The organism is Acidocella sp., assembly GCF_050253495.1.
Classification (GTDB): domain Bacteria; phylum Pseudomonadota; class Alphaproteobacteria; order Acetobacterales; family Acetobacteraceae; genus Acidocella.
In genome coordinates this window covers 51,910-77,792 of record NZ_JBFWIX010000016.1, presented here as the reverse complement: position 1 = coordinate 77,792, position 25,883 = coordinate 51,910, and the positions used below count along the sequence as shown (strand labels likewise).

Genomic DNA, 25,883 nt, shown 5'->3' with positions numbered 1-25,883 from the left:
TCGAACCCGCACCCTCTGGGTGATCCATCAAACGCGCCCCTCACGGCCATCAACACCATGATTTATATCGGAAATATTGAGATCCTGACAGCAAAATCAGCGATTTACTTGGGGAATGTGGGTTAAGAGCCGACAATGCCGGGGCAAAGCCGCATAGCGATACCCTGCGTCCGCTCATTCTCCACGACCAGCTTCTGGCCATCCGCCGGAATATATTGGCCGCTGTTCCGGTCAATATTCTCATTAGCACCATCGCACTGTTTGTCGCGCTGCATTATCAGCATGGCGGACGCGGGCTAGCGTGGTTCGCCGCCAATAGCGCCATCAACATCGTGCGGTTCGTCCAGTGCCTGCAGATTCCCCGCCTGCTGAAAGACAGTCCCGCGCGGGCAAGACAGCGGCTGGACCAGCTTTGCCTCACCGCTTTGCTCTCCGGCATCGTGTGGAGCTTCATACTGTTTCTCTGCGATGGCTACACAAACCAGCAAAGCGCATTTTACCTGACGATCACCTGCGGCATTACGGCTGGCGCGATAACCCATGGCACCCCTTATGCGCGAATGCCCACCTCCTATATCCTGCCACCTCTGCTCAGTATTTTCTGTTGCTTGATCCTGACGGGCAAGTTTGAAAAATTATGCTTGGCGCTGACGGTGCTGATCTATGCCGCGGCGTTGATCCGCTTCGCCCGGCAAGGCGAAGCGGAATTCCGCAAAACCAACCTCCTGAAAAACCAGGCCGTGACTCTCGCCCGGTCCCTGGAAAAAGCGCATGCGCGAGCTCTGGCGGTGGCCGAGGATATGCGTTACCGCGCCACGCATGACGGGTTGACAGACCTGCTCAACCGCACGGGCTTCATGAACGAGATGAGAAACCTCATCAAATCCAGGAAATCCTTGTTCTGCCTGATGCTTCTTAACCTCGACAACTTTAAATCGATCAATGACGTCTTTGGCCATGCCGCCGGTGACAAGGTGCTGGAGGAGGTGGCCAGGCGCTTGGCCGAAACACTGGACCCCGCCTTTACAATCGCGCGCCTGAACGGCGATGAGTTCGCGATTTTCTACGATACCGCCATTGCCCGGCTTCCCGCCTCTGAACTCGCCGCACGGCTGCTTGCCTCGATCGCCGAACCATTTCCTTTTTTCGATGCCGGACGCATCGGAGCCTGTATTGGGCTCTATATGGGGCAGGAACGCAATGCGACCGAGTTTCTGACCTATGCCGATCAGGCCCTTTACGCCGCGAAGGCTCAAGGGCGCAATCATCTTCATATCTTCAACGATGTCCTGCGTGAAAAGCTGAGCATGCAGCGTGATGTGGAGCGCGATCTACGTCTGGCTCTGGAACAGGGAACACCAGAGGTCTGGTATCAACCGATCGTCGCCGGAGATGGGCGCAAACTCGTGAGCTTTGAGGCCTTGCTGCGCTGGAAACATCCTCAGCACGGGATGGTGCCGCCACCGGAGGTGATCGCCATCGCGACCAAAACCGGCCTCGCGGAAGCATTGCTGCGTCAGATTCTCACGAACGTCTGCATGATGATCCAGGCACTGCAAGCACGGAACCTGACCGATATCAGGGTGGCGATGAACCTGTCACCCCGTGAAATATCGCAATTCGCGGTGGATGATATCCTGCTCGCGGAATTGCGCCGGCAAAACTGCCCCGTCTCCATGCTGGAGGTCGAAATCACCGAGGAAACAGTGCTGGATATACCTTCCGTCCAGGAAAAACTGCTTCGCCTCGCACGGAGCGGCGTGCAAATCACCGTCGATGATTTCGGCGTCGGCTATTCCTCACTCGCGAGCCTGCGCCAGCCTTATGTGAAGCGGCTCAAGATCGATAAAAGCTTCGTGAAGGACATCGCGCTGTCGCAGGGCAATCAGATTCTCGTGCAGTCGATCCTCAATCTTGGCCGCTCGTTGGATTTGCAGGTCGTGGCGGAGGGGGTGGAGACACTAGAAGACTTGGCCTTTCTCCAGCACGCGGGCTGCGATCTGATGCAAGGCTATTATTTCCAGAGCCCGGCACCGCTCGCGGCCATTCTCGCCACCCTTCCCACGCATCCGCGCTGATCCCGTCCGGGCTGGGCATCGACAGCCCCGACCGCCCCAGGCATGATATGCCACGGAAGGGGCTGAGCGTGGACGCACAAATTCAGGCTGAAATAGATACTATCCGGCAAAGCGGCCTGTTCCTGCCGGAATGGTATCTCAGCCAGCATCCTCGGGCGGCGGACCAGGGAGAAAATGGCATTGTCCATTTCTGCCTCTCCGGCTGGCGGGAAGGAGCCCAGCCCAACCCTTATTTCGATCCGCTTTGGTATCTGGGCCGTTATCCTGACGTGGCGGCCGATGGCTGCAACCCGCTGCTGCATTACATCACCGCCGGCGAAGCCGAGGGACGAGACCCAGGCCCTTATTTCCAGGTCGGCTGGTACCGGGCAACTTACGGCCTCGCCACAGACGCCGCTTGCCTGCGCCATTACCTCAACCGGCGCCATTCAGGCCAAGTCAATCCGGTACCGATGTTCGACGCCGCCTGGTATCTGGACCAGAACTCCGACGTGGCCGAGGGGGGAGCTGATCCGTTCGAACATTTCCTGACCTTTGGCGCCACCGAGGAACGCGCCCCCTCCCCTGATTTCGACATCAAATTCTACCTTGGCCGGTACAGGAAATATCTGCACGGGCAAAATCCGCTGCTCCATTACCTCGCCAATATCGATAGCGGATTGTTCCAGCCCATGCGACCGGAGCAGGAAGGGCTGATCCCCGCCGCTGTCCGCCGCTCCACCCGTCCGGCATCGTTTTTCGAGGAGTTCCACCCTGCCCCCGCCCATGCGCGCCGCAAGGCCATGTTGCTGGCCTATTATCTGCCGCAATTCCACCATGTGGCCGAAAACGACGCCTGGTGGGGCAAGGGCTTCACGGACTGGACCAATCTCGGCCGGGCCATGCCGCGCTTCGTTGGTCATGTGCAACCCAGGGTGCCGCGCGATCTTGGCTATTATTCCCTGGACGACCCGGCGACACTGCGCCGCCAGGTGGACATGGCCAAGGCCGCTGGCCTCGGCGGCTTCGTGTTCTATTATTACTGGTTCAACCGCCACCGGCTGCTGGAAAAACCCCTGGAGCAATTTCTGGCGGACAGATCGCTGGATACCTCCTTCTGCGTCATGTGGGCGAATGAAAACTGGACCCGCCGCTGGGACGGGTTGGAGCGCGAGGTACTCATTGCCCAGGAATATCTGGAGGAAGACGATGAAGCGCTGGTGGCGAGCTTCGCCCGGCTGTTCGCCGATCCGCGCTATATCCGCATCGAAGGCCGCCCACTGCTGATGATTTACCGCGCCAGCCTGATTCCGAACGCGATGAGGCGGCAGCGCAAATGGCGGGAATTATTCGAACGCGACCATGGCGAGCGCCCGCTTATCGTCATGGCGCAAAGCATGGGCGAGGATCACGACCCCACCCCCTATGGGCTGGATGGCGCGGTGGAATTTCCACCCCACAAGCTCAGCCAGGTCACGCCGCGGCTCAATGAAACGCTAGACCTACTGGACCCGGACTTCACCGCGACAGTACATGATTACGCCGCCCTGGCGGAAACTTCACTCAACCTTCCGGCACCCGCCTACCCGCTGATCAAAACCATCGTGCCGGGTTGGGATAACGACCCGCGCCGCGAGGGCAAGGGGCTTGTTCTGCACGGCGCCACCCCGGCCAAATATCAGAGCTGGCTGGAAGGGCTGATCCGCTACAGCGCGGACCATCCGTTTCACGGCCAGAAAATCATTTGCGTGAACGCCTGGAACGAGTGGGCGGAAGGCGCGTTTCTGGAGCCCGATATTCACGCGGGGGCTGCTTTTCTCAACGCCACGGCACGTGCCATCTGCACACGAGAAACAGGGGATCTGGCCGCCGGCATCCTGCTGGTGGGGCATGACGCGCAGGCCCACGGCGCGCAATTATTGCTGCTGCATATCGCCAGATATCTCAGCCGCCGATGGGGGCTGAAGGTGCATCTGCTGCTGCTTGGCGTCGGCCCTCTGCTGGGGCGCTACCGCGAGGTGGCCGAGGTGACGATCGCCTATGACAAGACCATCATCTGCAACCACCTTGCTCAATACAAGCGCCTGGGGTTGCGCCATGCCGTCGTCAACTCAGCGGCCTCGGCACGGGTGGTGCCCTGGGCGGCGGCACGGGGCATCGAAAGCCTGCTTCTGGTGCATGAACTGCCGCAAATCCTGAAAGAATATAATCTAGAAATCCAAGCGCGGCTGGGTGCCTCCGCGGCGCGCGGGTTGGTGTTTTCCTCCACCTATGCCGCGGAAAAATTCAAGGAAACCGTGGAGCTGAAAGGTGGAAACGAGACGATTCTACCCCAGGGCAATTATCTGCGCGCCAATTTCGATCCTCTGATCCGCGCCCAGCTGCGCGCCGAACTCAAACTGACGGACACACAATTCCTCATTCTCGGCGCGGGCTTCGCCGATCTGCGTAAGGGATTCGACCTGTTCCTGCAGCTCGCGCGGCGGCTATCCGCCAAACGTCAGGATGTTCAGTTTCTTTGGGTCGGCAATATCGACTTCAAGCTCAAGACCTATCTCGAACCAGACATCGCGGCCCTGCAACGCGACGGGTGCTTCATCCATCTCCCCTATACGGATCAACTGGCCGACTATTTTTCCGCCGCGGATATATTCGCCCTGACCTCGCGTGAAGACCCCTTGCCCAGCGTCGTCATCGAGGCATTGTCCTGCGGCATACCGTGCGTGGCGTTCGATGACAGTGGCGGCGTGCCGGAATTGCTGCGCGCTGATCAGGCGGGTTATGTCGCGCGCGCGGCTGAGATCGAGGATTTTCAGGCTGGGCTGGAGGCGTCGCTGAACCACGCGGCGCTGAAAAAACAACGCCCGCGCCTGATGGAGCAGGCCGCCGCACGCTTCGATTTCGCGCATTATGCCGATACGCTGCTGCATCTTGCCGCTCCCGAGCTGAAGCGTATCAGCGCCGTGGTGCTGAATTACAACTACGCGGCTTACCTGCCGGAGCGGTTGCGGAGCATATTCGAACAAACCTACCCGGTTCAGGATATATTGCTGCTGGACGACGCCTCGACGGATGACAGCCTGGACATTGCCCGCAAAGCCGCCGCGCGGGCCGGGCGAGACACCAGGATATTGGTTAACCCTGAGAATTCAGGGTCCGTTTTCGCGCAATGGCGCCGCGCCGCGCGGGCGGCGACAGGGGAGTATGTCTGGCTGTGCGAGGCCGACGACGCCGCGCATCCCACTTATCTCGCCCGGCTGACGGCGGTGCTGGACAATACACCGGATGCCCTGATCGCCTTTAGCGATAGCCGCGCCGTGGATGCGCAAGGGCGGGAAACCATGTCCAGCTATCAGAATTATTATTTCCAATCCGGCGTGCGGGAGCTGGCCGCCCCCGGCGTTTGGCAGGCCCGAGATTTCGCGGAAAAATTCTTAAATATCCGCAACATTATTCCCAATGTCAGTGCTGTTCTCTGGCGGCGCGGAGCCTTGCTGGCGGCATTGGATGCCGTTCCCGACCTGGAAGACTGGCGGCTTTGCGGAGATTGGCGGCTTTATCTGCAACTCCTCACCGGGCAGACGGGACGTGTCGCCTATATACCCGAAGCGCTGAATACCCACAGGCGGCACGCGGACGGCGTCACCGCGAAGCTGGATGCAACGGCGCATCTGCGCGAAATCGAACGCCTGCATGATGTGGCGACCAACCTCCTGGCGCTGAACGACACCGCCCGGCAAGCGCAGGCGGCCTATCGCGCCCGGCTTTCAAGCCAGTTCACACGCACCGGAAAGAAAGCACTCAAGCCTGTTGCCAGACGCAAAAAGGTCTGATTGTACTACCCCCGGCCTAAATGTGAGACGATTGGAGCACTCATGAAAATCCTGTTGACCGGCGGTTGCGGCTTTATCGGTTCCGCCGTTGTCCGGCGCGCCATCCGACAGGAAGGGCATCAGATCGTCAATATCGACAAGATGACCTATGCCGCCTCCGAGGATGCGCTGGAGGATGCGCGCACCCATGCCAACCACACGCTGTTGAAACAGGATATTTGCGACCCCGCCAGTATCCGCGCCGCCTTTACCCAGCACCAGCCTGACGCCGTGATGCATCTCGCCGCCGAGAGCCATGTGGACCGTTCCATCGATGGACCCGCCGCTTTTGTGCACACCAACGTCACCGGCACCTTTGTAATGCTTGAAGCCGCGCGACTATTTCTCGACATTGACAGGTGAGAAAAAGGCGCGCTTCCGCTTCCACCACATCTCCACGGATGAGGTTTTCGGCGCGCTCAGCGATCAGGACCCTCCGTTCAACGAACATACCCCTTATGATCCACGCAGCCCGTATTCTTCCTCCAAGGCCGCCTCCGACCATCTGGCCCGCGCCTGGATGCATACTTACGGCCTACCGGTGATTGTCTCCAACACCACCAACAATTACGGCAAATGGCAGTTCCCCGAAAAGCTGATCCCGCTGATGCTCATCAACGCGATCGAGGAAAAACCGCTACCTGTTTATGGCGATGGCAAGAACACCCGCGACTGGCTGTTCGTGGACGACCATGCCGAGGCCCTGCTGAAAGTGGTCGCCCACGGCACGCCCGGCGAAACCTATTGCATCGGCGCTCGCCAACCGCGCAAGAATATCGACGTGGTGAAGGCCATTTGCGCCATCCTGGACCAAAAACTGCCCAGCGCCCATGGTGCCCACGAACGGCTGATCACCTACGTCACCGACCGGCCTGGCCACGATAACCGTTATGAGATCGACCCATCCTCCGCCGAGGCCGCCTTGAGCTGGACAGCCGAACATGATTTCGAGCGTGGTTTGGCGGCGACCATCGGCTGGTATCTGGATCATCGCCCCTGGTGGGAAGGCATCCGGGCCAGGAACTATTCCGGCCAGCGCCTGGGAGCCGTCGCATGATCCAGAAGGGCATCATTCTCGCCGGCGGCTCGGGCACGCGCCTGCATCCCATCACCCAGGCGACCTCCAAGCAGCTTCTGCCGGTTTTCGATAAGCCGATGATCTATTATCCGCTCTGCACCCTGATGCTGGCGGGAATCCGGGAGGTGCTGATCATCTCCACGCCACAAGACCTACCGCAATTCCAGCGTTTGTTCCACGATGGCTCTCATCTTGGCATCCGCATCGCCTATGCTGAACAACCAAGCCCCGACGGCCTGGCGCAGGCCTTCCTGATCGGCGAGGAATGGATCGGCGGTGAAGCCTGCGCATTGGCGTTAGGGGACAATCTCATCCATGGCGACCATCTTTCCACCTTGTTGCGCGCCGCCGGCGCGCGGCCCGATGGCGCCACCGTCTTCGCCTACCAGGTCCGCGACCCGGAACGTTACGGTGTGGTGTCGTTCGATGCCGATGGCAAGGCTATCGATATTGTCGAAAAACCCGTCAATCCCCTCTCCAACTGGGCAGTCACCGGGTTGTATTTCTATGACCGGCGCGTGACCGAACTTGCCAAACAGGTCAAACCTTCCGCGCGCGGTGAACTGGAAATCACCGATCTCAACAATATGTACCTTCAGGAAGGGACGCTGAAGGTGGAACGGCTAGGGCGCGGCACCGCGTGGCTGGATGCCGGCACGCCCGACAGCCTGCTGCAGGCCGCCACCTTCGTGCAGACTATCCAGGACCGGCAAGGCAATCTCGTTGGCTGTCCGGAGGAGGTCGCCTTCCGCATGGGCTTCATCGACGCCGCGCAGCTCAAATCCCGCGCTTCGTTGATTTCCAAGACCACATTGGGGCGCATTCTGCATCATATCGCGGAAGGGACAATGGGCTGATGAAAATCGAACGTCTCGCTATCCCTGACATTTGGCTGATAACCCCGCCGAAATTCGGCGACAGCCGAGGTTTCTTCTCTGAAACCTGGAGCGCCTCGAAGCTCAAGGACCAAGGATTCGATGAACATTTCGTTCAGGACAACCAAAGCCTTTCCGCGCAGAAAGGCACCATTCGCGGGCTGCATTGCCAGGTGGCGCCACATGCGCAAGGCAAGCTCGTGCGTGTGACCAAGGGAGCGATCTGGGACGTGGCGGTGGATATACGGCAAGGCTCGCCCAGCTTTGGCAAATGGGTTGCCGCGGAACTTTCCGAGGAGAACTGGGCTCAGCTTTGGATTCCTCCCGGCTTTTTGCACGGCTTCTGCACACTCTCCCCCAACACCGAGGTGATCTACAAGGTCACCGGCGATTACGCGAAAATGTGCGAACGCGCCGTGCGCTGGAACGACCCGACCTTGGCCTTGCCTTGGCCCGTGACAGCGGAGGCGGCGCATTTGTCCGACAAGGACCAAGCCGCGCCGCTTTTCGACCCACGGGATCACTGGTTCGATCATGGGTAAGGAGAAGCCATGATTCTCGTCACCGGTGCCTCCGGGCAATTGGGGGATGCACTCGCCCGCCGCCTCTCCACACGCGGCATTCCCTTCATCGCCGTCCGGCGCCCCGGCTTCGATTTTGAAAAGCCGGAAACGATCGCGGCTTGCTTTGAAAACGCCAAGCCCAGCTTGGTGATCAATGCCGCCGCCTACACGGCGGTGGACAAGGCCGAAACCGACCAGGAGGCCGCGAGGGCCGGCAACCATACCGGTCCACTAGCGCTGGCGAAATTGTGCGAGGCGGCGGACATACCCTTCATTCACGTCTCGACCGACTATGTGTTCGACGGCAACAAGGGCGCGCCCTATCTGGAAACCGACCCCACAAGCCCCACCGGCTTTTACGGCGCCACCAAGCGCGACGGGGAAGACGCCATTCTCGCCACCGGCGCCAAAGCCGTCATTCTGCGCACCGCCTGGGTCTATTCCGCCCATGGCAAGAATTTCGCGCGCACCATGATCAATGCCGGGCGCAAGATGCCGGTTCTGCGCGTGGTGGCCGACCAGCGCGGCACCCCCACCGCGGCGGGCGATCTCGCGGATGCCGTTCTCGCCATCATGGACAAGATCGAGGCCACGGGCTGGCGGCCGGAATACCGCGGCATCTTCCACACCACCAATCATGGTGAAACCACATGGCACGGTTTCGCCACCGCCATATTCGAAGACGCGGCCAGGCACGGCTATAAGGCTCCGGAGATACAGCCCATCGCCACGGCCGATTGGCCGACGCCCACTCGCCGTCCACCCGACTCACGGCTGGATTGTGACAAGCTGGCCCGCGTATTTGGCGTGACCCTGCCTGAATGGCGGCGGAGCCTGCCCGGGATCGTCGACGAATTACTGCGCGATGCCCCCGCCTGAAACCAGGACGGGAACATGCACACGCTAAAGATGTGGAATGACTTTCATATATACCAGAGAGCGGTTATAAGAGGCTTACAAAGTCGCCACTTCATATTGCTACGTGCACGAATTATCATTGCCGGCTGCTTGAATGGGCATTGAAGGAGACGTTGAGGCCTGATGAGCCCCGCTTCATGTGCAACTTTCCCGGATAAGGATGTCGCCATCCTGCTGTCCACCTATAATGGGGAATCGTTTCTGCCTGCCCAGCTCAACAGCTTTCTGGCCCAAACCCATGAGCACTGGGTGCTGCATTGGCGCGACGACGGATCAACCGACAGCACCGTGGAAATCATGCGGGCTTTTGCCCGCCAGGCCGGAGCGGAGCGCTGCGTCGAATCCCCCTCCTCCGGGCCGCATCTGGGTGTCACGGCCAGTTTCCTTACGCTGCTGCGCGAGAATATCGGCGCCATGGCCGTGGCCTTTTCCGACCAGGACGATGTCTGGTTGCCCGAAAAACTGCGTTGCGCGCTAGAACGGCTGAGCATGGCGGGTGACAGCCCCGCGCTTTATTGCGCCCGGCAATATCTGGTGGACCAGAACCTGCACGCCGCCCGCCTCTCCGCCCCCCATGCCGGAACAGAAGGGTTTCCCGCCTGCCTGACTCAGAACATCGCCAACGGCAATACACTCGTGATGAATAACGCCGCCGCCGCGCTAGTCGCCGCTTCCCGCGAACCGGCGGGTACCGTGCATGATTGGTGGAGCTATATCATCGTTTCCGCCTGCGGCGGCAAAATTCTGTTCGACGATAGGCCGCAAGTGCTGTACCGGCTGCACAAAACCAATCTAATCGGCCGCTACCAGCCTTTTCATGGCCGCGCATTGGCGGCGCTGCGGCGCGGCTCCGCGGTCTACATGACCATGATGCGCCGCCACGCCATGGCGCTGCTGGCACAATCCTCACGCTTGACGCCGGAGGCACGGCAAGACCTGGAACTGGTGCGTGACGGATTGACCGGCGGTATCGCTAGCCGGATCACCGCCCTGCGTTGCCCGCGCTTTCGCCGCCGGACCTACCTGGAAAATTTGCTTTTCCGTTACTGGTTCTTGACCAACCGGCAATTTTTCGCCGCCAAACCACGGGGCGTGGCGACAAGGAAGCAGCCACATCCTACTGCGCATTACCAGAAAACCAAGGGATAACAGGCCAGCCCGTTTCAGGCTTCGCGTATATCCTGCCATTCCTCGGTAAAGGGTTTTTTCCGGAACGTCGCCCAGAAGAAATTCATCGTGTAGCGCAACCCGATGGTGAACACCCCCTCCCCCACCAGACGCCGGCCCGAGGATTGCGCCGGCAAGCGGAAGGTGAATTTGACCGTGCCGACCTTGGAGAGCCGGTTCGCCATGTCGGTATCCTCGCCGTAAAAGGAAAACCGCAAATCCGGATTGCCAAGCTTGAGCATGGCCGAGCGCTTGACCACGAAATTGCCCCCCTGGAGCATCGCGCCAACATTCAGGATATAATGATTGAATATATAAGCCAGCCAAGCGAGCCGATAATAACAGGCAACGACCATATTCACCTTCCTGGGCACGCCATAATAGATATATGGCCCAGAAAGCCCCACCAGCGTCTCCGACCGGGCGAATTGGCGCAACACTTCGGCCAGCCACCCAGGGGGAATCACTGTATCCGCGTCAATATTGGCGATCAGCATGCCGGTCGAACTTTCAAAGCCGGTCCAGCGGGCCTGAACCAGCCCCTTGCGCGGCTCATCCACCACCTGGACTCCCCCCACCGAAAGGGCCACATCTCGGGTATGGTCCGTGCTGGCATTGTTCACGACGATGATCTCGGCCTCTTCGCCCAATTTCAGCCCAACGCGGCCAATTTCGTCCCGAATCGCGCTCAGGGAGCGGGAAAGCAGCACTTCCTCATTGTAAGCCGGCACGACGAAACTGATCTTCATTGCATATAGTCTCCTGAGACTCGGTGGCGGGAGCCACCTCGACCTTTTATCAACAGGGGAGTCCTCCGGAAGGCGAATGATTATTTGATGAAACCCGTTTCTCTTTGGCCACGCGTCATGAATCCGGCTGAACCCCGCGCTTTGGCATGCAAACCCTCTCCAAGAGTTGACATACTCCCGCCAGGACGGCATACCCCGCCACCAATTGTTCAATTTTTAGCTGAGACCTCCGATGAAGATCCGCAATTCCCTTAAGTCCGCGAAACTTCGTGACAAGAACTGCCGCGTTGTCCGCCGCCATGGCCGGGTCTACGTGATCAACAAAAAGAACCCACGCATGAAGGCACGCCAGGGCTAAACCCTGGTTCGCTTTTGTCATTGGCGGCAAGCAGCCCGGCGTCATGCCGGGCTTTTTGTGTTGAGGCCCATCACAGACCAAACCTCTGACAAACCGTCATAAATCCGATAAGGGGGCGCGGGCGTCTGCCTGGCCCATGAACGGGCCAAACAGACACCTTTACACTTTAGCCAGCCAGCAAGGCGAGCGGGCGGGGCCAGAACATGCCGGCGCGGGCACGATAGGCCGCATAAGCCCCCGCTAGCTCGGATTTTGAGAATTTACGCTCTTCCCGGGACGCCGCCTCGATATAGAGCGCTGTCATCAGCACGGGGGCGATCCAGCCCAGCAGACCATGGACCGCCACGGCCGTCCCCAGCCAGAACAGCACGTAGGCCAAGTAAAATGGATGTCGCACATAGCGGTACGGCCCATGCTGAAGCAGAAAATTAGGGGCATCCGTGTCGAAGGCCAGGGTTGGTGGGGTACGGTAGCTGGCTGCCACGGCCGCGGCGAACACCGCGAGAGAGGCGGAGAACAACCCCAACGACACCAGCCAGCCAGAGGATGCCCCAGGCGAGATATTCCACAAAAACAGCCCGAACAGTCCGAGGCTGAGCAGACTGGTGATCTTCATGCCCAGCGGCATCGCGCCCGTGGAGCGAAAATGCTTTTTCACACCCCAGGAAAAAGCGGCGAAACAGACAATGGCGTCAAAACCCGTGAGGGCGGTCGAGAAGATGTGCATTTGATCGATCCTTTGAGACTTGAATGAAGGGAAATGTCTGGGAAACTCAGTCGGCGAAAACCGGCACGGTTTCACCACGCAACAAGCCTGAATATGCGCCGGACCCGGCATCAACCACCGGAATATCTTTCAATACATTGCCGTAAGAGGAGTTCGGACAACTCATAAGATTGGTTTCGAATTTCACCCCCGCATAGCGGCGCGGGCCCGCGACATATTCAAAATGCAACCGCTTATAGAAAGGCGTGTGATTGCGCCGGACACATGAAAGCGTCATATCTGCCTGCTCTTCCGCCACGAAGAAGCCGACAAAACGGTACAAAACGAACACGAGTTCATAATCAGTGGCAAAGTCCGGATGACGGACCAGCCGGTTGATCTCAGTCAACTTCGCCGGTCGGCCAGAGGTTACGCTATCCGCCAGAGCCAACACTTCGGCTGGGAAAATACGCGAAGCCGGGATTTCATCGAACCCGGCAAGGCCTGGGGTACGGTCATAGACAGACATCCGCACGGAGGCGACCGGCCGCCCATGCCGGTAGATCACCACAGAACGGTTGTTGGGACGCAGGTCATCCGCATCGGAAAACAACCCGTCTGGGCGCGGGTCGATATAACCGCCGGATAGATAGCTGGCATGGCGGATGGAATAGGCATCAGCCTTCGTCTGTTCATCCATCGCCAACCTTGCCGTCAGCCCACTGGCTGGCTTGCGCAGCATCTCGCCACGGACAAGCCCTGCGGTATGCGATTTTAAAGAACTCATTCTAAACCTCCTTGATTTGCAACCAAAACAAGAAAGATTAGAAACGAATTCCCTCCCAAGATGTAGACTTAATATTGGTTGGCCAACCGGCACGAGCCCTCATCCAAGCCACCCGCGAAAACCCACTTAAATTTGATTTTTTTATTTTATTACCTTAACTTTTTTAAATAGTTAATTGTTATTTAAGTTTCGTTTCGAATTCAAAACCTCAATCCAGACTGGTGGAATAGGTCCGTTTACAACCAATATCCACACAGCTAAAATCTTTTTGGTAACTTTTGAGCTTCGAAACCAAGCCATCAATTAAAGATGGCGTTTTCTAAAAAAAGAAAGTACGTAAGGTTGTATCCCTGTTGAGGTGGCATTTCATGTTTTTTTCACCGCGTGAAAGGCGAACATCCCCTTCGGCATGACCGACTCCACGTCTACCTTTCCTAAACACCCGCCTCCTCGACAATGGCTTCGTCATCTTGCCAAACGGCTTCGCCTGAAGGCAGGCGGCCTGACCCTTGGCATGCAAATTCCTCCGGATCTGAGCGAGAGACTGTTTCTCGATCAAGCCAAGGATTTCAGCTATGTCATCCGCGCCATTTCAATGGTGGGGCTCAATACGCTCGCTCTTATATTCCTGGATTTTCATGATAATCCAGGCGTATTTTGGCGAAATATCATACTATTGCTGACAGCAGCCGTCTATGTCGTGATTATATTGCGCGGCCAAACTTGGCTGCGCCGTTCAGATACATCAGGGCGGGACGCCGCACAGTACTTCAGACAGGTCAGCGCCGTTTTGGTGGCTCTCGGCCTGCTTTGGGGGGTGTTGCTCGTGCTGCTGATGGCCCACGGCTCACCTAATCAACGTTCGCTCATCTATGCCGTTGCTGTCGGGTGCATCGCCACCCCCGTGCTGGTATCCCCCCCCTCCTGCGCCATCAGCTATTGGGCTCCCACCTCCCTCGGCGCGATGATAAGCTTGATGCTCTACGATGCCGACCCATATGCGATGACTGACCTCATCGCCTTCGTGGCGCTCACAGGCTTCTGCATTCTCTACCTCAATCGGCGCATGAACGAACGCGCCATTGGCGCCATCAGGCTGGAGGAAAACGCAGAGGTCATCCGCCTGCTGCTGCGCGATTTCGAGGAAAGCGCCTCCGACTGGCTGTGGGAAACCAATGCCCAGCTTGAAATGCAACCGGTCAGCCAGCGCCTCGTACAGGTGGCGCGGCGCCCGGCTGAGAGCTTCCACGGGGTTTTTCCGGAGGTCCTGCTGGGCGAAGAGGCATTGCGCGCGGCCCAGCCCGGGTCAGCCGCCGCCCGGCTGCAACATGCCATTGCGGAGCATTCCCCTTTCCGCGACCTGGTCATTCCCGTGAATATCGAGGGGGAGTTGCGCTATTGGTCTCTCACCGGCAAGCCGATCCTGGACAAGAACGGCCGGTTTGGCGGCTACCATGGCGTGGGTTCGGACATTACCGGCCAGCGCCGCCAGCAGGAACATATCTCCTTCCTGGCTAGGCATGACAGCTTGACCAAGCTGGCCAATCGCATGCTCTTTTCCGAGGTTCTCCACCAATGCTGCGAAAAGGCGGGCACCACCGGCTTTGCGCTGCTCTGCCTGGATCTCGACAATTTCAAAATCATCAACGACACGCTGGGCCACGCCACGGGCGATGCCGTGCTGGTTGCCGTGGCGGAACGGCTGAAGGGCTCAATCCGCGAGTTCGACATAGCCTCCCGCCTGGGCGGGGATGAGTTCGCGATCATCGTCGTCACCAGCGAGCGGAGCGAGGCGCAAGCCATCGCCGGGCGCATCGTCGAGCGGATCATGCGTCCTTTCCGGTTCGACGGTCAGTTCGTGCAGATCGGCATTTCCATCGGGATCGCGATGGCCCCACAAGACGGAACCACCCCCACGCAATTGATGAAATGCGCGGACCTTGCCCTCTATCGCGCCAAGAATGACGGGCGGGGCATCGTGCGCATCTACGATCCCGAGATGGACGAGGCAATGCAAGCCCGCCGCTCACTGCAGGCGGCGCTACGCCAAGCCCTGCCACGCGGAGAGTTGTTCGTCTCGTACCAGCCGATCGTGGACCTCATGGATAACCGTATCACGGGTGCCGAGGCCCTCGTGCGCTGGGAGCACCCCAAGCATGGCATTATTCCCCCCTCGCAGTTCATCCCCCTCGCCGAGGAAAGTGGCCTGATCGAGGATATAGGCACCTTTGTCCTGCACAGCGCCTGCTCCGCCGCGGCATCCTGGCCGCTCGACATCACGGTGGCGGTCAATCTCTCCCCGCTGCAAAGCCGCGACCCGCAGATCGTGGATACCATCACCAACATCCTGGCCTCCACGGGGCTGCCAGCCTCGCGCCTGGAACTGGAAGTCGTCGAAAGCACCATATTGGAGGCGGGCAGCCCCACCGAGGAAGCCTTGAAGCAATTGCGCGGTCATGGGGTACGTATCGCCCTGGACGATTTTGGTACCGGCTATTCCTCTCTCTCCTATTTGCGCAGCTTCCCCTTCGGCAAGCTGAAGATCGACAGATCCTTTATTCGCGACATTGGTTATGAAAAAGCGGGGAGTTCCATCATACTGGCCATTATCGGCCTCGCCGAAAGCATGAACATGCTGGTGACGGCGGAAGGGGTCGAGAATGTGGAACAGGCCGAACTGCTCCGCAGCTATGGCTGCGCGCAGGCACAGGGGTTCCTGTTTCATCAGCCGATGAGCGCGGAGGATTTCGCCCAATTGCTGGATTCACAGGCGAGCGGCGGCAATGTCGCCTCGGCACCGCATAGCCCGGCATTTTAAATCCACCATACACCTCTTGGCCTCTCGGGCGGGCAATGGCTTAATGCGCGCCCATGAGGGAAGCTTCGGGTGCGTCGCCGGCAATGGCGCAATGGTTCGCCATCAAGGCACAGCATGAGGATGCGCTGCTCTTTTTCCGCATGGGCGATTTCTACGAGCTGTTCTTCGCCGACGCGCAAGCCGCGAGCGCGGCGCTGGACATCGCTCTCACCGCACGCGGACAGCATCAAGGCCAACCCATACCGATGTGCGGCGTGCCGGTCTCCCAAGCGGAGATGTACCTGGCCCGGCTGATCCGACGCGGCTTCCGGGTCGCCATCGTCGAACAGCTTGAGGATCCGGCCGAGGCCAAGGCCCGTGGCGCGAAAGGGCCGCTCAAGCGCGGCGTGGTGCGGCTTGTCACCCCAGGCACGCTGACGGAGGAAGCCCTGCTGGAAGCGGGCCGGGCCAATTTCTGTGCCGCCATCGTGGCACATGAGGGTAAATTCGGCCTGGCCTGGGCGGATATTTCCACCGGACAATTTGAGACCGAACAAACCAACGCGGACGGCCTCGCCGCCATATTGGGCCGGCTGGATCCAGCCGAAATCCTGGCTTCGGAGGAAATTCCCCTCGGCCCTCACGCCGCGCGCCGGGTGGAGACGAAGCGCATGGCGCTGGCCCTGCCCATCAACGCCGAGGCCGCGCGGCGGGATCTGGCGCAAAAATTCGGCGCCGCCAGCCTGGATGCATTCGGAGATTTCTCCTCCGCCGAAGCGCTCGCCGCTTCCTTTGTGCTGGCCTATATCGAAGCCACGCAGATGGGTGGCCAACCGCGGCTCTCCCGCCCCGCCAGCGCCGGCCTCTCCGGGCAATTGGCCATGGACGCCGCCACCCGCCAAAGCCTGGAACTCGCCAGCAACCGGGACGGCGCGGAAGCCGGCAGCCTGCTGGGCGCCATCAAGCGCACGGTCTCCCCGGCCGGTGCGCGGCTTTTGGCCAGTTGGGTCACGGCACCGCTCTGTAAGTTGACGCCTCTGCGGGAACGCCAACTGGCCTGGCTGGCCTTGCGTGATTCCGGCCAAACCGAAGCCGTGCGCACCACCCTGCGCGGTACGCCGGACATGGCCCGAGCCCTGGGACGCATCGCACTGGGACGCGCCAGCCCACGTGATCTTGCCGCCATCAAAGGCGGGCTGGAGGCGGGCATGACCCTGGCCCCCTTGTTGCCGGGTGGCACGGTGTTGCTGGACAAAGCCGCCAGCGCCCTCGCTCCAACCCCGGCCCTGTTGGCCACGCTGCAGGCTTGCCTGGCCGAACCAGCACCGTTACGCCTGGACGAAGGCGGCGCCATCGCAACCGGTTTTGACGAAGAACTGGATGCCGAACGCGCCCTGCGCGATGATACACGCCGCATCATCGCGGCATTCCAGACGGAACTGGCGCAACGCTACGGTGTCGCCTCGCTCAAGATCAAACATCATGCCCAACTCGGCTACGTGCTGGAGGCTCCCGCCGCCGCGGTGGAAAGCCTGCGCGCTTTTCCAGAATTGCAGCTCCGCCAGGGCATGGCCAACGGCGCGCGCTTCACTCACCCCGAGCTCTTGGAACTCGACCGGCGGATTACCGAGGCCGCCGCGCGCGCCAGCGCACGGGAGCGTCTGGTCTTCTCCTGGCTGGTGAACCAAGTGCTGGAATCGGCCGAGGCTCTGGCTGCCTGCGCCGAAATGCTGGCCCTGGCCGATGTGCTGCAAGGCGCGGCCCAACTTGCCCTTTCCGGTCGGTATTGCTGCCCGGACCTGTCAGACGATACGGCCTTTTGCATCCTCGCCGGGCGCCATCCGGTGGTGGAAGCGGCATTGCCACCCGGGGTTGGGTTCATTCCCAATGGCTGCGACCTTTCCCCCAGCCAGCGGCTCATGCTGCTCACTGGTCCCAACATGGCCGGCAAATCGACCTTTCTGCGCCAAAACGCGTTGCTGGTGATTCTGGCCCAGGCCGGCCTGCCCGTCCCGGCGGAGGCAATGCGGCTGGGCCTGGTGGACCGGCTATTCTCCCGCGTTGGCGCGGCGGACGATCTTGCCTCGGGCCGCTCCACCTTCATGGTGGAGATGACGGAAACCGCCGCCATCCTACATCAAGCCGGCCCCAAAAGCTTCGTGATCGTGGATGAGATCGGACGGGGCACTGGCACGCGCGACGGCCTTGCCATTGCACAGGCGGTGCTGGAAAGCCTCCACAACAATAACCGGTGCCGCGCCATATTTGCTACACATTTTCATGAATTAGTACAGCTTACGGAAACCTTGCCACGCCTTGAGGCCCATACGATGCGGGTGAAGGAGTTCCGAGGGGAAGTGGTATTCATGCACGAAGTGGTGGCCGGAGCCGCACAGAAGAGCTGGGGGGTGCATGTTGCGCGCCTTGCCGGTGTGCCCGACACGGTGCTGCGCCGGGCCGATCTGCTGCTCAAGGCCGCCGAACGGGAACAATCGGCAATGTCTCCCCTGCCCTTATTCGCCAACATCGCCCCTGCCACATCCGCCAGCGATCCGCTGCTGGCGGAACTCGCCGCGCTGGATCCCGATTCCCTCTCTCCCCGGGACGCCCTGACCCAACTTTACCGGTTGCGCGAAGAGGCGCGGCAAATCCGCACCAGCCCTGCGGAAAATAAGGGCTGATCAATGCATCTTGAATTCCAACTTCCAGGGGTTTGATCTAGCTTGACCGACATGCCCGCCGCCAGGAAACAGCCCGATATCGCCACCGCCCTCGCCGAACTTCTGAAGGCCGGGGCGCCCCCCGCCCGTGATGAGGCGCTGGCCGCGTTTCGCCGCCAGCTCGGCAGGGTGCAAACCTATGTGCAAACCTGCTTCGAGACGGACGGGCTGAACGGCCTGCAAGCGGCCCGGCTGCATGCGCGTCTGATGGATGAGCTGGCGGGCATGCTGTTCGCCTATACGCTGCGCGTGATGCCGCTTGGGGCGAAGGATAAGCTCGCCATGGCGGCGACGGGTGGCTATGGCCGCGCCACGCTCGCCCCCTTCTCGGATATAGACCTGCTTTTTCTCACCGGCCCGTCTTCCTCCGCCGCGCTGAACAAGACCGTCGAGTTCATTCTCTATCTGCTGTGGGATCTGGGGCTGAAAGTCGGCCACGCCACCCGCACGCTCTCCGAATGCCTGCGCGAGGCAAAGGGAGATGTCACCATCCGCACCTCCATGCTGGATGCGCGCTGCCTGGCCGGAGACCGCAGCCTCTTCGCCGATTTCCAGACCGCCTTCCGCGCCGATTGCGCCGCCGAGGGCCCTAGTGAATATATCCATGCCAAACAAGCCGAACGCGCCGCGCGGCATAAACGCTTTGGCGAGACCCCCTTCATGGTCGAGCCCAATGTGAAGGAAGGCAAGGGGGGGCTGCGCGATCTGCAGACACTTTATTGGCTCTCGCGCTATGTATTCAATACCTTCGCGATGGCCGAGCTAGTGGGCAAGGACAGCCCCGGCGGCGGTATTCTCACGGCAACGGAAGCCAGAGCCTGCAAGCGCGCATGGGAATATCTGTGGACGGTGCGGTTCCATCTGCATTACGTCGCGGGCCGGGCCGAGGAACGCCTGACCTTCGACCTGCAACCCGTTGTGGGAGCCCGCATGGGCTATACCCGCCATGGCCGCCAGGACGGGGTGGAACGCTTCATGCGGCATTATTTCCTGGTGGTCAGGGAGGTGGCGCGCGTGACCGGCGTGCTGGAGCCCGCGCTCATCCGCACCGCCCTGGGGCCACCCGCCATCGCCCCCGCCACGGACGCCTCCCTGATCGCGGCGGGCTTTGTTCTGGCGGATGGACAAATTTCCTTCGCCCCGGGCCACGACCCGGAAATCGACCCGACATCCATTTTCCGGATTCTCATCGAGGCACGGGACAGGGGGCTCAAGCTGCACCCCCTGGCCAAACGCACCCTTATTCGCTCCGCTTATCTAGGGGCTGAATTGCGTGGCCAAAAACAAGCCGCCTCGCTGTTTCTCAATCTGCTTTGCGGGGGGAGCGACGAGATCCCCGACCAGGAATGCGACTCTGCGGAGTGGCTGGCGGTTCTGAATGAAAGCGGCATTCTTGGCCGTTATCTACCGGACTGGCGGCGCATTGTCGGGCAGATGCAGTTCGACACCTATCATGTCTACACGGTGGATGTGCATACCGTGCAAGCCATCCGCAATCTCAATAATCTGGAAGCTGGGCGTCTCAAGGACATCGCTCCACTGGCCACCGAGCTTGTCGGGCAGATCCAGTCCCGCCGCGCGCTATATGTGGCCCTGATGCTGCATGATATCGCCAAGGGCCGCGGGGGTGACCATTCCGTGCTGGGGGCCGAACTGGCGCTGACCATCTGCCCAGCCCTGGGCCTGGACCAAGAAGAAACCGAAATGGTCTCGTGGCTGGTTCTGCACCATCTCCTGCTCAGCCAGACCGCCTTCTCCCGAGACATCGACGACCCCAAGACCATCCTGGATCTCGCCGACTCCATTCAAAGCCCAGAACGGCTTCGGTTGCTGCAAATTCTTACCGTGTCCGATATCCGCGCCGTCTCCCCCAAGGTCTGGAATGGCTGGAAGGCAACCTTGCTGCGCGAGCTTTACACCCGCGTGGCCGAAGTGCTGGAAGGCGGGCTCTCCACCACCGAACGCGACACGCGCATCGCCCGGGTCAAGGAGGTCGTGGCGTCCCTGCTGGCGGACTGGCCCGCCCAGGAGCGGGAGGATTTTCTCTCGCTCGGCTATCCCAGCTACTGGCTAGGCTTCGACCCCGAAAGCATCGAACGTCACGCCCGCATGATCCGCGACGCCAGGTCCCGGCATGCCCCGCTTACCATCCAGACCGAGCCCCTGCCCGCCCGCGCGGTGACGGAAGTGGTGATCTACACGGCCGATCATGCCGGGTTGTTCAGCCGTATCGCTGGTGCCCTGGCCATCGCCGGCGCCTCGATCGTGGATGCGCGCATCCATACCCTGACCGATGGCATGGCACTGGATACGTTCTGGATTCAGGACGCCAATGGCGGCCCCTTCGAATCCTCACACAGGCTAGCCCGGCTCTCCTCCGTGGTGGAACAGGCGCTCACCGGCCGAATCAGGTTAGCGGCGGAAATCCGTAAAGCCACCAAGAGCCTTATCCCCGGCCGCACGCGGGCCATCCATGTCCCGCCACGCGTGGTGGTGGATAACCGCGCCTCCAACCGCCACACCGTCATCGAGGTCAATGGGCGCGATCGCCCCGGCCTGCTGCACGACGTGACGGCCGCGATTTCCGAGCAGGGGCTGCAAATCGCCTCCGCGCACGTGACCACCTATGGCGTGCGTGCCGTGGACGTATTCTACGTCAAGGACGTGTTCGGCATGAAAGTGGAGAACGAGCGCAAGCTCTCCCAGCTCCGCCAAGCCTTGCTGGAAGCTCTGAAACCGGGGCTGGACGATCCACCAAACCCCGCGGAACATGTCTCCAAACAGGCCGCCGCGGCGGCCTGAACGGGTCTGACCGGCAAAATCCCCACGTCCCCATGCGGGACGTCATGGGACTTCCATTTGACATGGACGCGTTTTAACACGATGCGATGCTTCATGGCTCGCAAGGTCTCGCCCTCCCGCATCGGCTTCATGCTGTGCTGCTTCCTGTTTCCGGGGCTGATCGGCACGTTCGCGAGTTTCTCCATTCCCGCCCCGGCGGTGGATATTCTGCACCAGCAGCAGGCCCTCGATTCAGTGCTGACCGCGCCAACCCCCACCGCGCAGCAGGCGGCCATCGCGGCTTTGCGCAAGGCGGTGGACCCCGACACCGCCACCATTGTCATCAACGGCACCGGCCCCCTGCCCGCGCGCGTGGCCATGGCGAGCCGGAACATGCAGCGCGAAGCCGTGGCCCAGGCCCGGAGCGCAGCCTACAAAATCAGGCTCATGGTAATCACCATGAGCGTAATTGGAGCCATTTTCGGCATCATGTTGATGGGACCGGACCAAAATGACTGACCATGCCAATTCCTATTATGCCGCCACCGCCAACAGGCAGGATGCGCGTCCACCGCTGAATAGCAATGTCGAAGCCGATGTCTGCGTGATCGGCGGGGGATTCACTGGCGTGAATGCCGCGCTGGAACTGGTTCAGCGCGGCGTTCAGGTGATCCTGCTGGAAGGGGTACGGATTGGCTACGGCGCATCCGGGCGCAATGGCGGACAAATCGTCAATGGCTATTCGCGCAATCTCGACGTCATCGCCACGCGTTATGGCGACACCGCGGGCCGCGCGATCGGCGCCATGGCCTGCGAAGGGGGCGACATCATCCGCGCTCGTGTCGCGCAATATGGGATTCAGTGCGATTTGAAGCCCGGCGGCATCTTTGCGGCACTCAATGGCTCACAGATGCGGGGGCTAGCCCACCATATGAAGGTCTGGGCCGAATATGGGTTCAAGGATTTCGAGCTCATGGATAAGTCCGCCTTGCAACGCCATGTGAAGACAGAACGCTATGTCGGCGGGTTGATCGACCACAAGGGCGGGCACCTGCACCCACTCAATCTGGTCCAGGGGGAGGCCAGCGCCTTCGAGACGCTGGGCGGGGTCATCCACGAGAACTCGTCCGTCATCGAGATAAAACCCGGCGACCGGGTGACCGTGAAAACCGCCCAGGGGCAAGTTCGGGCCAAAACCGTCCTGGTTTGCGGGAACGCCTATCTGCGCGGGGTGCTGCCGGAGCTGGAAGGGCGGATCATGCCCGTCTCCACCCAGGTGCTCGCCACGGAACCACTGGGTGAGGAAGCCACCACCCTTCTGCCCACCGATATGTGCGTTGAGGACTGCAATTATATTCTCGATTATTTCCGCCGGACCGCAGATAACCGTATCCTGTATGGCGGCGGCATCGTCTATGGTGGACAAGACCCGGAAAGTGTGCGCGCGAAGATCCTGCCGCTAATGTACAAAACCTTCCCGACCCTGAAGGAGGCGCGCATCGATTTCGCCTGGAGTGGCAATTTTGCCTTGACCCTCACCCGGTTTCCGCAAATGGGCCGGCTGGCACCCAATATATATTTCTCCCATGGCGATAGCGGGCACGGCGTGACCACCACGCATTTGCTGGCGCGCCTCCTTGCGGAGGCGGTAACCGGCGATACACAGCGTTTCGACGTTTTCGCCGGATTGCCTTATTTCCCCTTTCCCGGCGGGCGGAGCCTACGGGTACCGTTCACTGTCGCCGGATCCTGGTGGTATCGCTTCCGGGATTGGATGGGTATCTGACCGCGAAAGCGGCTGTTTTGTTCAAGCCCGATTTCCCCGAGCGCAGCCCTGAACCAGCTAGACTTCTCCAGAGGCGCTCCTCCTGAGCGCCGGTTGATGCGTGCCAGATTTTCCATTAGAGCCACCTCTATGCCGGGTTAGCACAGTGGTAGTGCAGCGGTTTTGTAAACCGAAGGCCGGGGGTTCAAATCCCTCACCCGGCACCAGAAACCGTCCTCTGCGGCGCGGCTAAGGCCGCTGACCGAGGCTGGCTGTCATGCCTCCATGAATTTGTATCCCGCCCTTCTGGCTGATATTTCGCCCAAGACAAGCTTTGCCTCCCGGTGAGGCAAGAGCCACATGTTCACCGCAAGAGGAAGCCGCCGCTTCCCCCTGCCCGCCAGACATAACACAACCAGAACACCCCAGCAGTACGAGCAGGCTGGCCCGCACGCCAATCCAATATATCTGGCACCGCACCCTCATCATGCCTAAAATTTAGCCATTTAACCGGAACAGCTCAAGCTCCAGGCGGCATGGCCATCAAGCTTGCCCCACATGATTGTCCGCATAAAATGTGCACTCTTCATTTTTGATTTAATATCAACGAACTAAACCATAATTACCGCAATAATCGCCAACGCGCACAAAACCAATTTTTCATTATAATTTTAAAATAAAATTTTGATCGCCATACTCAAGGAGCACCCGTTCAAGATCGTACCGTTACGGCAACAATCCAGAAAAACCCTGGGATTAGTATGTGGCTTAACAAAGCGAATTTTCAAGCATTATCCGCATTTTCGCAGTCAATTTCGTTATTTTCTTCAACACCTTCATATTCTATTAAGTCATTTTTTTATCAAACCAAACAACTCGCCACAAACTCATTTGACCTGGATTCATTTTGTCATAGAAAAATACACAACAACCAGACAAAGAGAAAAAAGATTTGAAATAGAAATAAAAAAACAACCGAAAAATACAGGATATTTCAAATTATTTCGTTTTTTCTTGATCTTTTTGTCTGAAATATGGCATTAATACCGGTGAATCAATTTTACGTTTCATTTTTTGAAAGGAAACCTTACCGCTTTGTTGAACCAATGCGAAGTTATCTCCGGCAATGTACAACAAAAAGCGCGCAAGAGACTTTCCCGCATGGCATTGAAGTCTTTGAAAGACGGCGTCCGGCGGCCAGGATTTGATATTGGCGGTTTGACGTCGGGTATTCTTCACCTTGGCTGCGGAGCTTTCCACCGCGCACACCAAGCCATCATGACACAGCGCGCCATCGAGGCAGAGGGCAGAAATGCCCTGAAATGGGGAATTGCCGCCGTCAGCATGACCAGGCCGACGGTTCCCAACCAGCTCCGTCCTCAGGACGGGCTTTACACCGCACTCGAACGCAGCGCTCAAGGCGTGAAGGCCGAAATTATCGGCACGCTGAATGAGATTGTGCATGCGCCCAGCGATGCGGTCGGGTTGCCGCGCCGCATCGCCTCTCCCACCACGGAAATCGTGACACTGACGGTCACGCCCACCGGGTATCTGCTAGAGCCGACAACCGGCAGGCTGCAGGAATCCCACCGTGACATTCAGCATGACCTGCGCCACCCAGAACGGCCGCGCAGCGCGGTGGGTGCCATAGCCGCTGGCCTCGCTCAGATTCACGCCGCCGGACGTAAGCCTCCCGTGTTCATAAGCTGCGACAATGTCTCGGAAAACGGGCGAACGCTCCAACGCGCCGTGGCCAACTTCGCCGCTTTGCGCGACGATAAACTGGCGAGCTGGATCGAGAGTCATGTGACATTCCCTGGCACGATGGTCGACCGTATCGTACCGACCCTGACTCACGCCGACCATGAGGATGCAGAGCGCCTGACCGGGCTGCAGGATGCCGCTCCCGTCTCCATGGAACCCTTCGCACAATGGATCATCGAGGATTTCCAGGGGGCTCGTCCACGCTGGGATCTCGCCGGGGCCCGCTTCGTCGCCGACGCCCGCCCCTTCGAACTGGCGAAGCTGCGCCTACTCAATGGCACCCACATGCTGCTGGCCTATCTGGGTGGTCTAGCCGGCTACAAGACCATAGCCGACACAATGAGCGACCCACTTTTCGCGGCCTTCGCCGAAAGCTTCATGCTTCGCGAGCAAGGCATGACATTGTCGATGTCTCCCACGGAGCTTTCGGGCTATGTGGCGCAACTTACCGAGCGCCTGTGCAACCCCGCGATCCGGCATGATGTCAGCCGTATCGGCCGTAACGGGTCCACGAAAATGGCGACGAGGCTGGTTCGCCCCTTGCGTGAAAACCTCTCCGCCGGTCGCGCCACCCCCTGTGCGATCCTCACCATGGCGGCATGGATTCGCTGGTTTGCGCCACAAGGACCCAAGGCACCGCATCTGCATGTCACCGACCCACGCAAAGATGCTCTGAGTGCCCTGTTCAACGAAACGGCCGCCGATCCATTACTTCAGGCCCGTCGCTTTCTGGCGCAGACCGAGATTTTTGGGCCGGAACTGCCCGATCACGAGACCATCGTACAGCAGCTGGCCGCCTCACTGGAGGATCTCGCCAAATTGCCGGTTCGCGAGGTGCTACGGCGGCGTCTCCTCTCTCAGAGAGGCCATACCGCCCTCTAAAATACTGGGACTAATATAAGGATGGGCTCGCAGAGCGAGCCCAT

The 25,883-nt window shown here is 59.9% G+C and carries 17 protein-coding genes, 1 tRNA gene and 1 pseudogene; 15 read left to right on the top strand and 4 right to left on the bottom strand.

What is annotated here, in order from left to right; all coding sequences use genetic code 11:
• Positions 1-215: 215 nt before the first annotated feature.
• The 7 genes and pseudogenes from AB7D48_RS12585 to AB7D48_RS12555 all read left to right on the top strand — a co-directional run bounded on the left by AB7D48_RS12585 (position 216) and on the right by AB7D48_RS12555 (position 10,512).
• On the top strand, positions 216-2,078 hold the full coding sequence (locus AB7D48_RS12585) for a putative bifunctional diguanylate cyclase/phosphodiesterase (RefSeq protein ID WP_427979625.1): 1,863 nt from the start codon (positions 216-218) through the stop codon (positions 2,076-2,078).
• A 68-nt stretch (positions 2,079-2,146) separates the two neighbouring features.
• A complete protein-coding gene (locus AB7D48_RS12580) occupies positions 2,147-5,890 on the top strand; it encodes a glycoside hydrolase family 99-like domain-containing protein (RefSeq protein ID WP_427979623.1) in 3,744 nt (1,247 codons plus the stop codon).
• Positions 5,891-5,932: 42 nt separating this feature from the next.
• Positions 5,933-6,986: pseudogene (gene rfbB / locus AB7D48_RS12575) on the top strand (dTDP-glucose 4,6-dehydratase).
• Positions 6,983-7,864, top strand: a complete 882-nt coding sequence (gene rfbA, locus AB7D48_RS12570) for a glucose-1-phosphate thymidylyltransferase RfbA (protein ID WP_427979621.1) — start codon at positions 6,983-6,985, stop codon at positions 7,862-7,864. The pseudogene rfbB and the gene rfbA overlap by 4 nt, the downstream one beginning before the upstream one ends.
• A complete protein-coding gene (gene rfbC / locus AB7D48_RS12565) occupies positions 7,864-8,424 on the top strand; it encodes a dTDP-4-dehydrorhamnose 3,5-epimerase (RefSeq protein ID WP_427979618.1) in 561 nt (186 codons plus the stop codon). Before rfbA ends, rfbC begins: the two co-directional genes overlap by 1 nt.
• Before the next feature lie 9 nt (positions 8,425-8,433).
• The gene (gene rfbD / locus AB7D48_RS12560; RefSeq protein ID WP_427979616.1) at positions 8,434-9,324 is read left to right on the top strand and encodes a dTDP-4-dehydrorhamnose reductase; all 891 of its coding nucleotides are present in this window, start codon (positions 8,434-8,436) and stop codon (positions 9,322-9,324) included.
• A 162-nt stretch (positions 9,325-9,486) separates the two neighbouring features.
• Positions 9,487-10,512: a glycosyltransferase gene (locus AB7D48_RS12555; protein ID WP_427979614.1), complete on the top strand. Its 1,026-nt coding sequence runs from the start codon at positions 9,487-9,489 to the stop codon at positions 10,510-10,512.
• 14 nt (positions 10,513-10,526) lie between these two features.
• Here AB7D48_RS12555 and AB7D48_RS12550 read toward each other — a convergent pair whose 3' ends face one another.
• Complete coding sequence (locus AB7D48_RS12550; protein WP_427979613.1) at positions 10,527-11,279, bottom strand: glycosyltransferase family 2 protein; 753 nt, start codon at positions 11,277-11,279, stop codon at positions 10,527-10,529.
• A gap of 232 nt (positions 11,280-11,511) precedes the next feature.
• Between AB7D48_RS12550 and ykgO the strand changes: the two genes are divergently transcribed.
• Positions 11,512-11,637: a type B 50S ribosomal protein L36 gene (gene ykgO, locus AB7D48_RS12545; protein ID WP_008492157.1), complete on the top strand. Its 126-nt coding sequence runs from the start codon at positions 11,512-11,514 to the stop codon at positions 11,635-11,637.
• A gap of 166 nt (positions 11,638-11,803) precedes the next feature.
• Here ykgO and AB7D48_RS12540 read toward each other — a convergent pair whose 3' ends face one another.
• Both AB7D48_RS12540 and AB7D48_RS12535 read right to left on the bottom strand, forming a co-directional pair.
• On the bottom strand, positions 11,804-12,364 hold the full coding sequence (locus AB7D48_RS12540) for a methyltransferase family protein (protein ID WP_427979611.1): 561 nt from the start codon (positions 12,362-12,364) through the stop codon (positions 11,804-11,806).
• 46 nt (positions 12,365-12,410) lie between these two features.
• Positions 12,411-13,130 carry an N-acyl amino acid synthase FeeM domain-containing protein gene (locus tag AB7D48_RS12535; RefSeq protein ID WP_427979609.1) on the bottom strand — a complete coding sequence of 240 codons (720 nt, stop codon included), beginning with the start codon at positions 13,128-13,130 and terminating at the stop codon, positions 12,411-12,413.
• 514 nt (positions 13,131-13,644) lie between these two features.
• On the opposite strand from AB7D48_RS12535, the gene AB7D48_RS12530 reads away from it, so the two are divergent.
• The 6 genes from AB7D48_RS12530 to AB7D48_RS12505 all read left to right on the top strand — a co-directional run bounded on the left by AB7D48_RS12530 (position 13,645) and on the right by AB7D48_RS12505 (position 23,420).
• Positions 13,645-15,948, top strand: coding sequence for a putative bifunctional diguanylate cyclase/phosphodiesterase (locus AB7D48_RS12530; RefSeq protein WP_427979606.1), 2,304 nt, complete (start codon positions 13,645-13,647; stop codon positions 15,946-15,948).
• A 53-nt stretch (positions 15,949-16,001) separates the two neighbouring features.
• On the top strand, positions 16,002-18,608 hold the full coding sequence (gene mutS, locus AB7D48_RS12525; protein ID WP_427979603.1) for a DNA mismatch repair protein MutS: 2,607 nt from the start codon (positions 16,002-16,004) through the stop codon (positions 18,606-18,608).
• A 51-nt stretch (positions 18,609-18,659) separates the two neighbouring features.
• The gene (locus AB7D48_RS12520; RefSeq protein WP_427979631.1) at positions 18,660-21,449 is read left to right on the top strand and encodes a [protein-PII] uridylyltransferase; all 2,790 of its coding nucleotides are present in this window, start codon (positions 18,660-18,662) and stop codon (positions 21,447-21,449) included.
• Positions 21,450-21,542: 93 nt separating this feature from the next.
• Positions 21,543-21,947, top strand: a complete 405-nt coding sequence (locus AB7D48_RS12515) for a hypothetical protein (RefSeq protein WP_427979601.1) — start codon at positions 21,543-21,545, stop codon at positions 21,945-21,947.
• Positions 21,940-23,214: an NAD(P)/FAD-dependent oxidoreductase gene (locus tag AB7D48_RS12510; protein ID WP_427979599.1), complete on the top strand. Its 1,275-nt coding sequence runs from the start codon at positions 21,940-21,942 to the stop codon at positions 23,212-23,214. The genes AB7D48_RS12515 and AB7D48_RS12510 overlap by 8 nt, the downstream gene beginning before the upstream one ends.
• 131 nt (positions 23,215-23,345) lie before the next feature.
• Positions 23,346-23,420, top strand: a tRNA-Thr gene (locus tag AB7D48_RS12505).
• A 772-nt stretch (positions 23,421-24,192) separates the two neighbouring features.
• Here AB7D48_RS12505 and AB7D48_RS12500 read toward each other — a convergent pair.
• On the bottom strand, positions 24,193-24,453 hold the full coding sequence (locus tag AB7D48_RS12500) for a hypothetical protein (RefSeq protein WP_427979597.1): 261 nt from the start codon (positions 24,451-24,453) through the stop codon (positions 24,193-24,195).
• Between the two features lie 18 nt (positions 24,454-24,471).
• On the opposite strand from AB7D48_RS12500, the gene AB7D48_RS12495 reads away from it, so the two are divergent.
• Positions 24,472-25,839 (top strand): mannitol dehydrogenase family protein, encoded by a 1,368-nt coding sequence (locus AB7D48_RS12495; RefSeq protein ID WP_427979595.1) that lies wholly within the window; start codon positions 24,472-24,474, stop codon positions 25,837-25,839.
• Positions 25,840-25,883 lie beyond the last annotated feature (44 nt).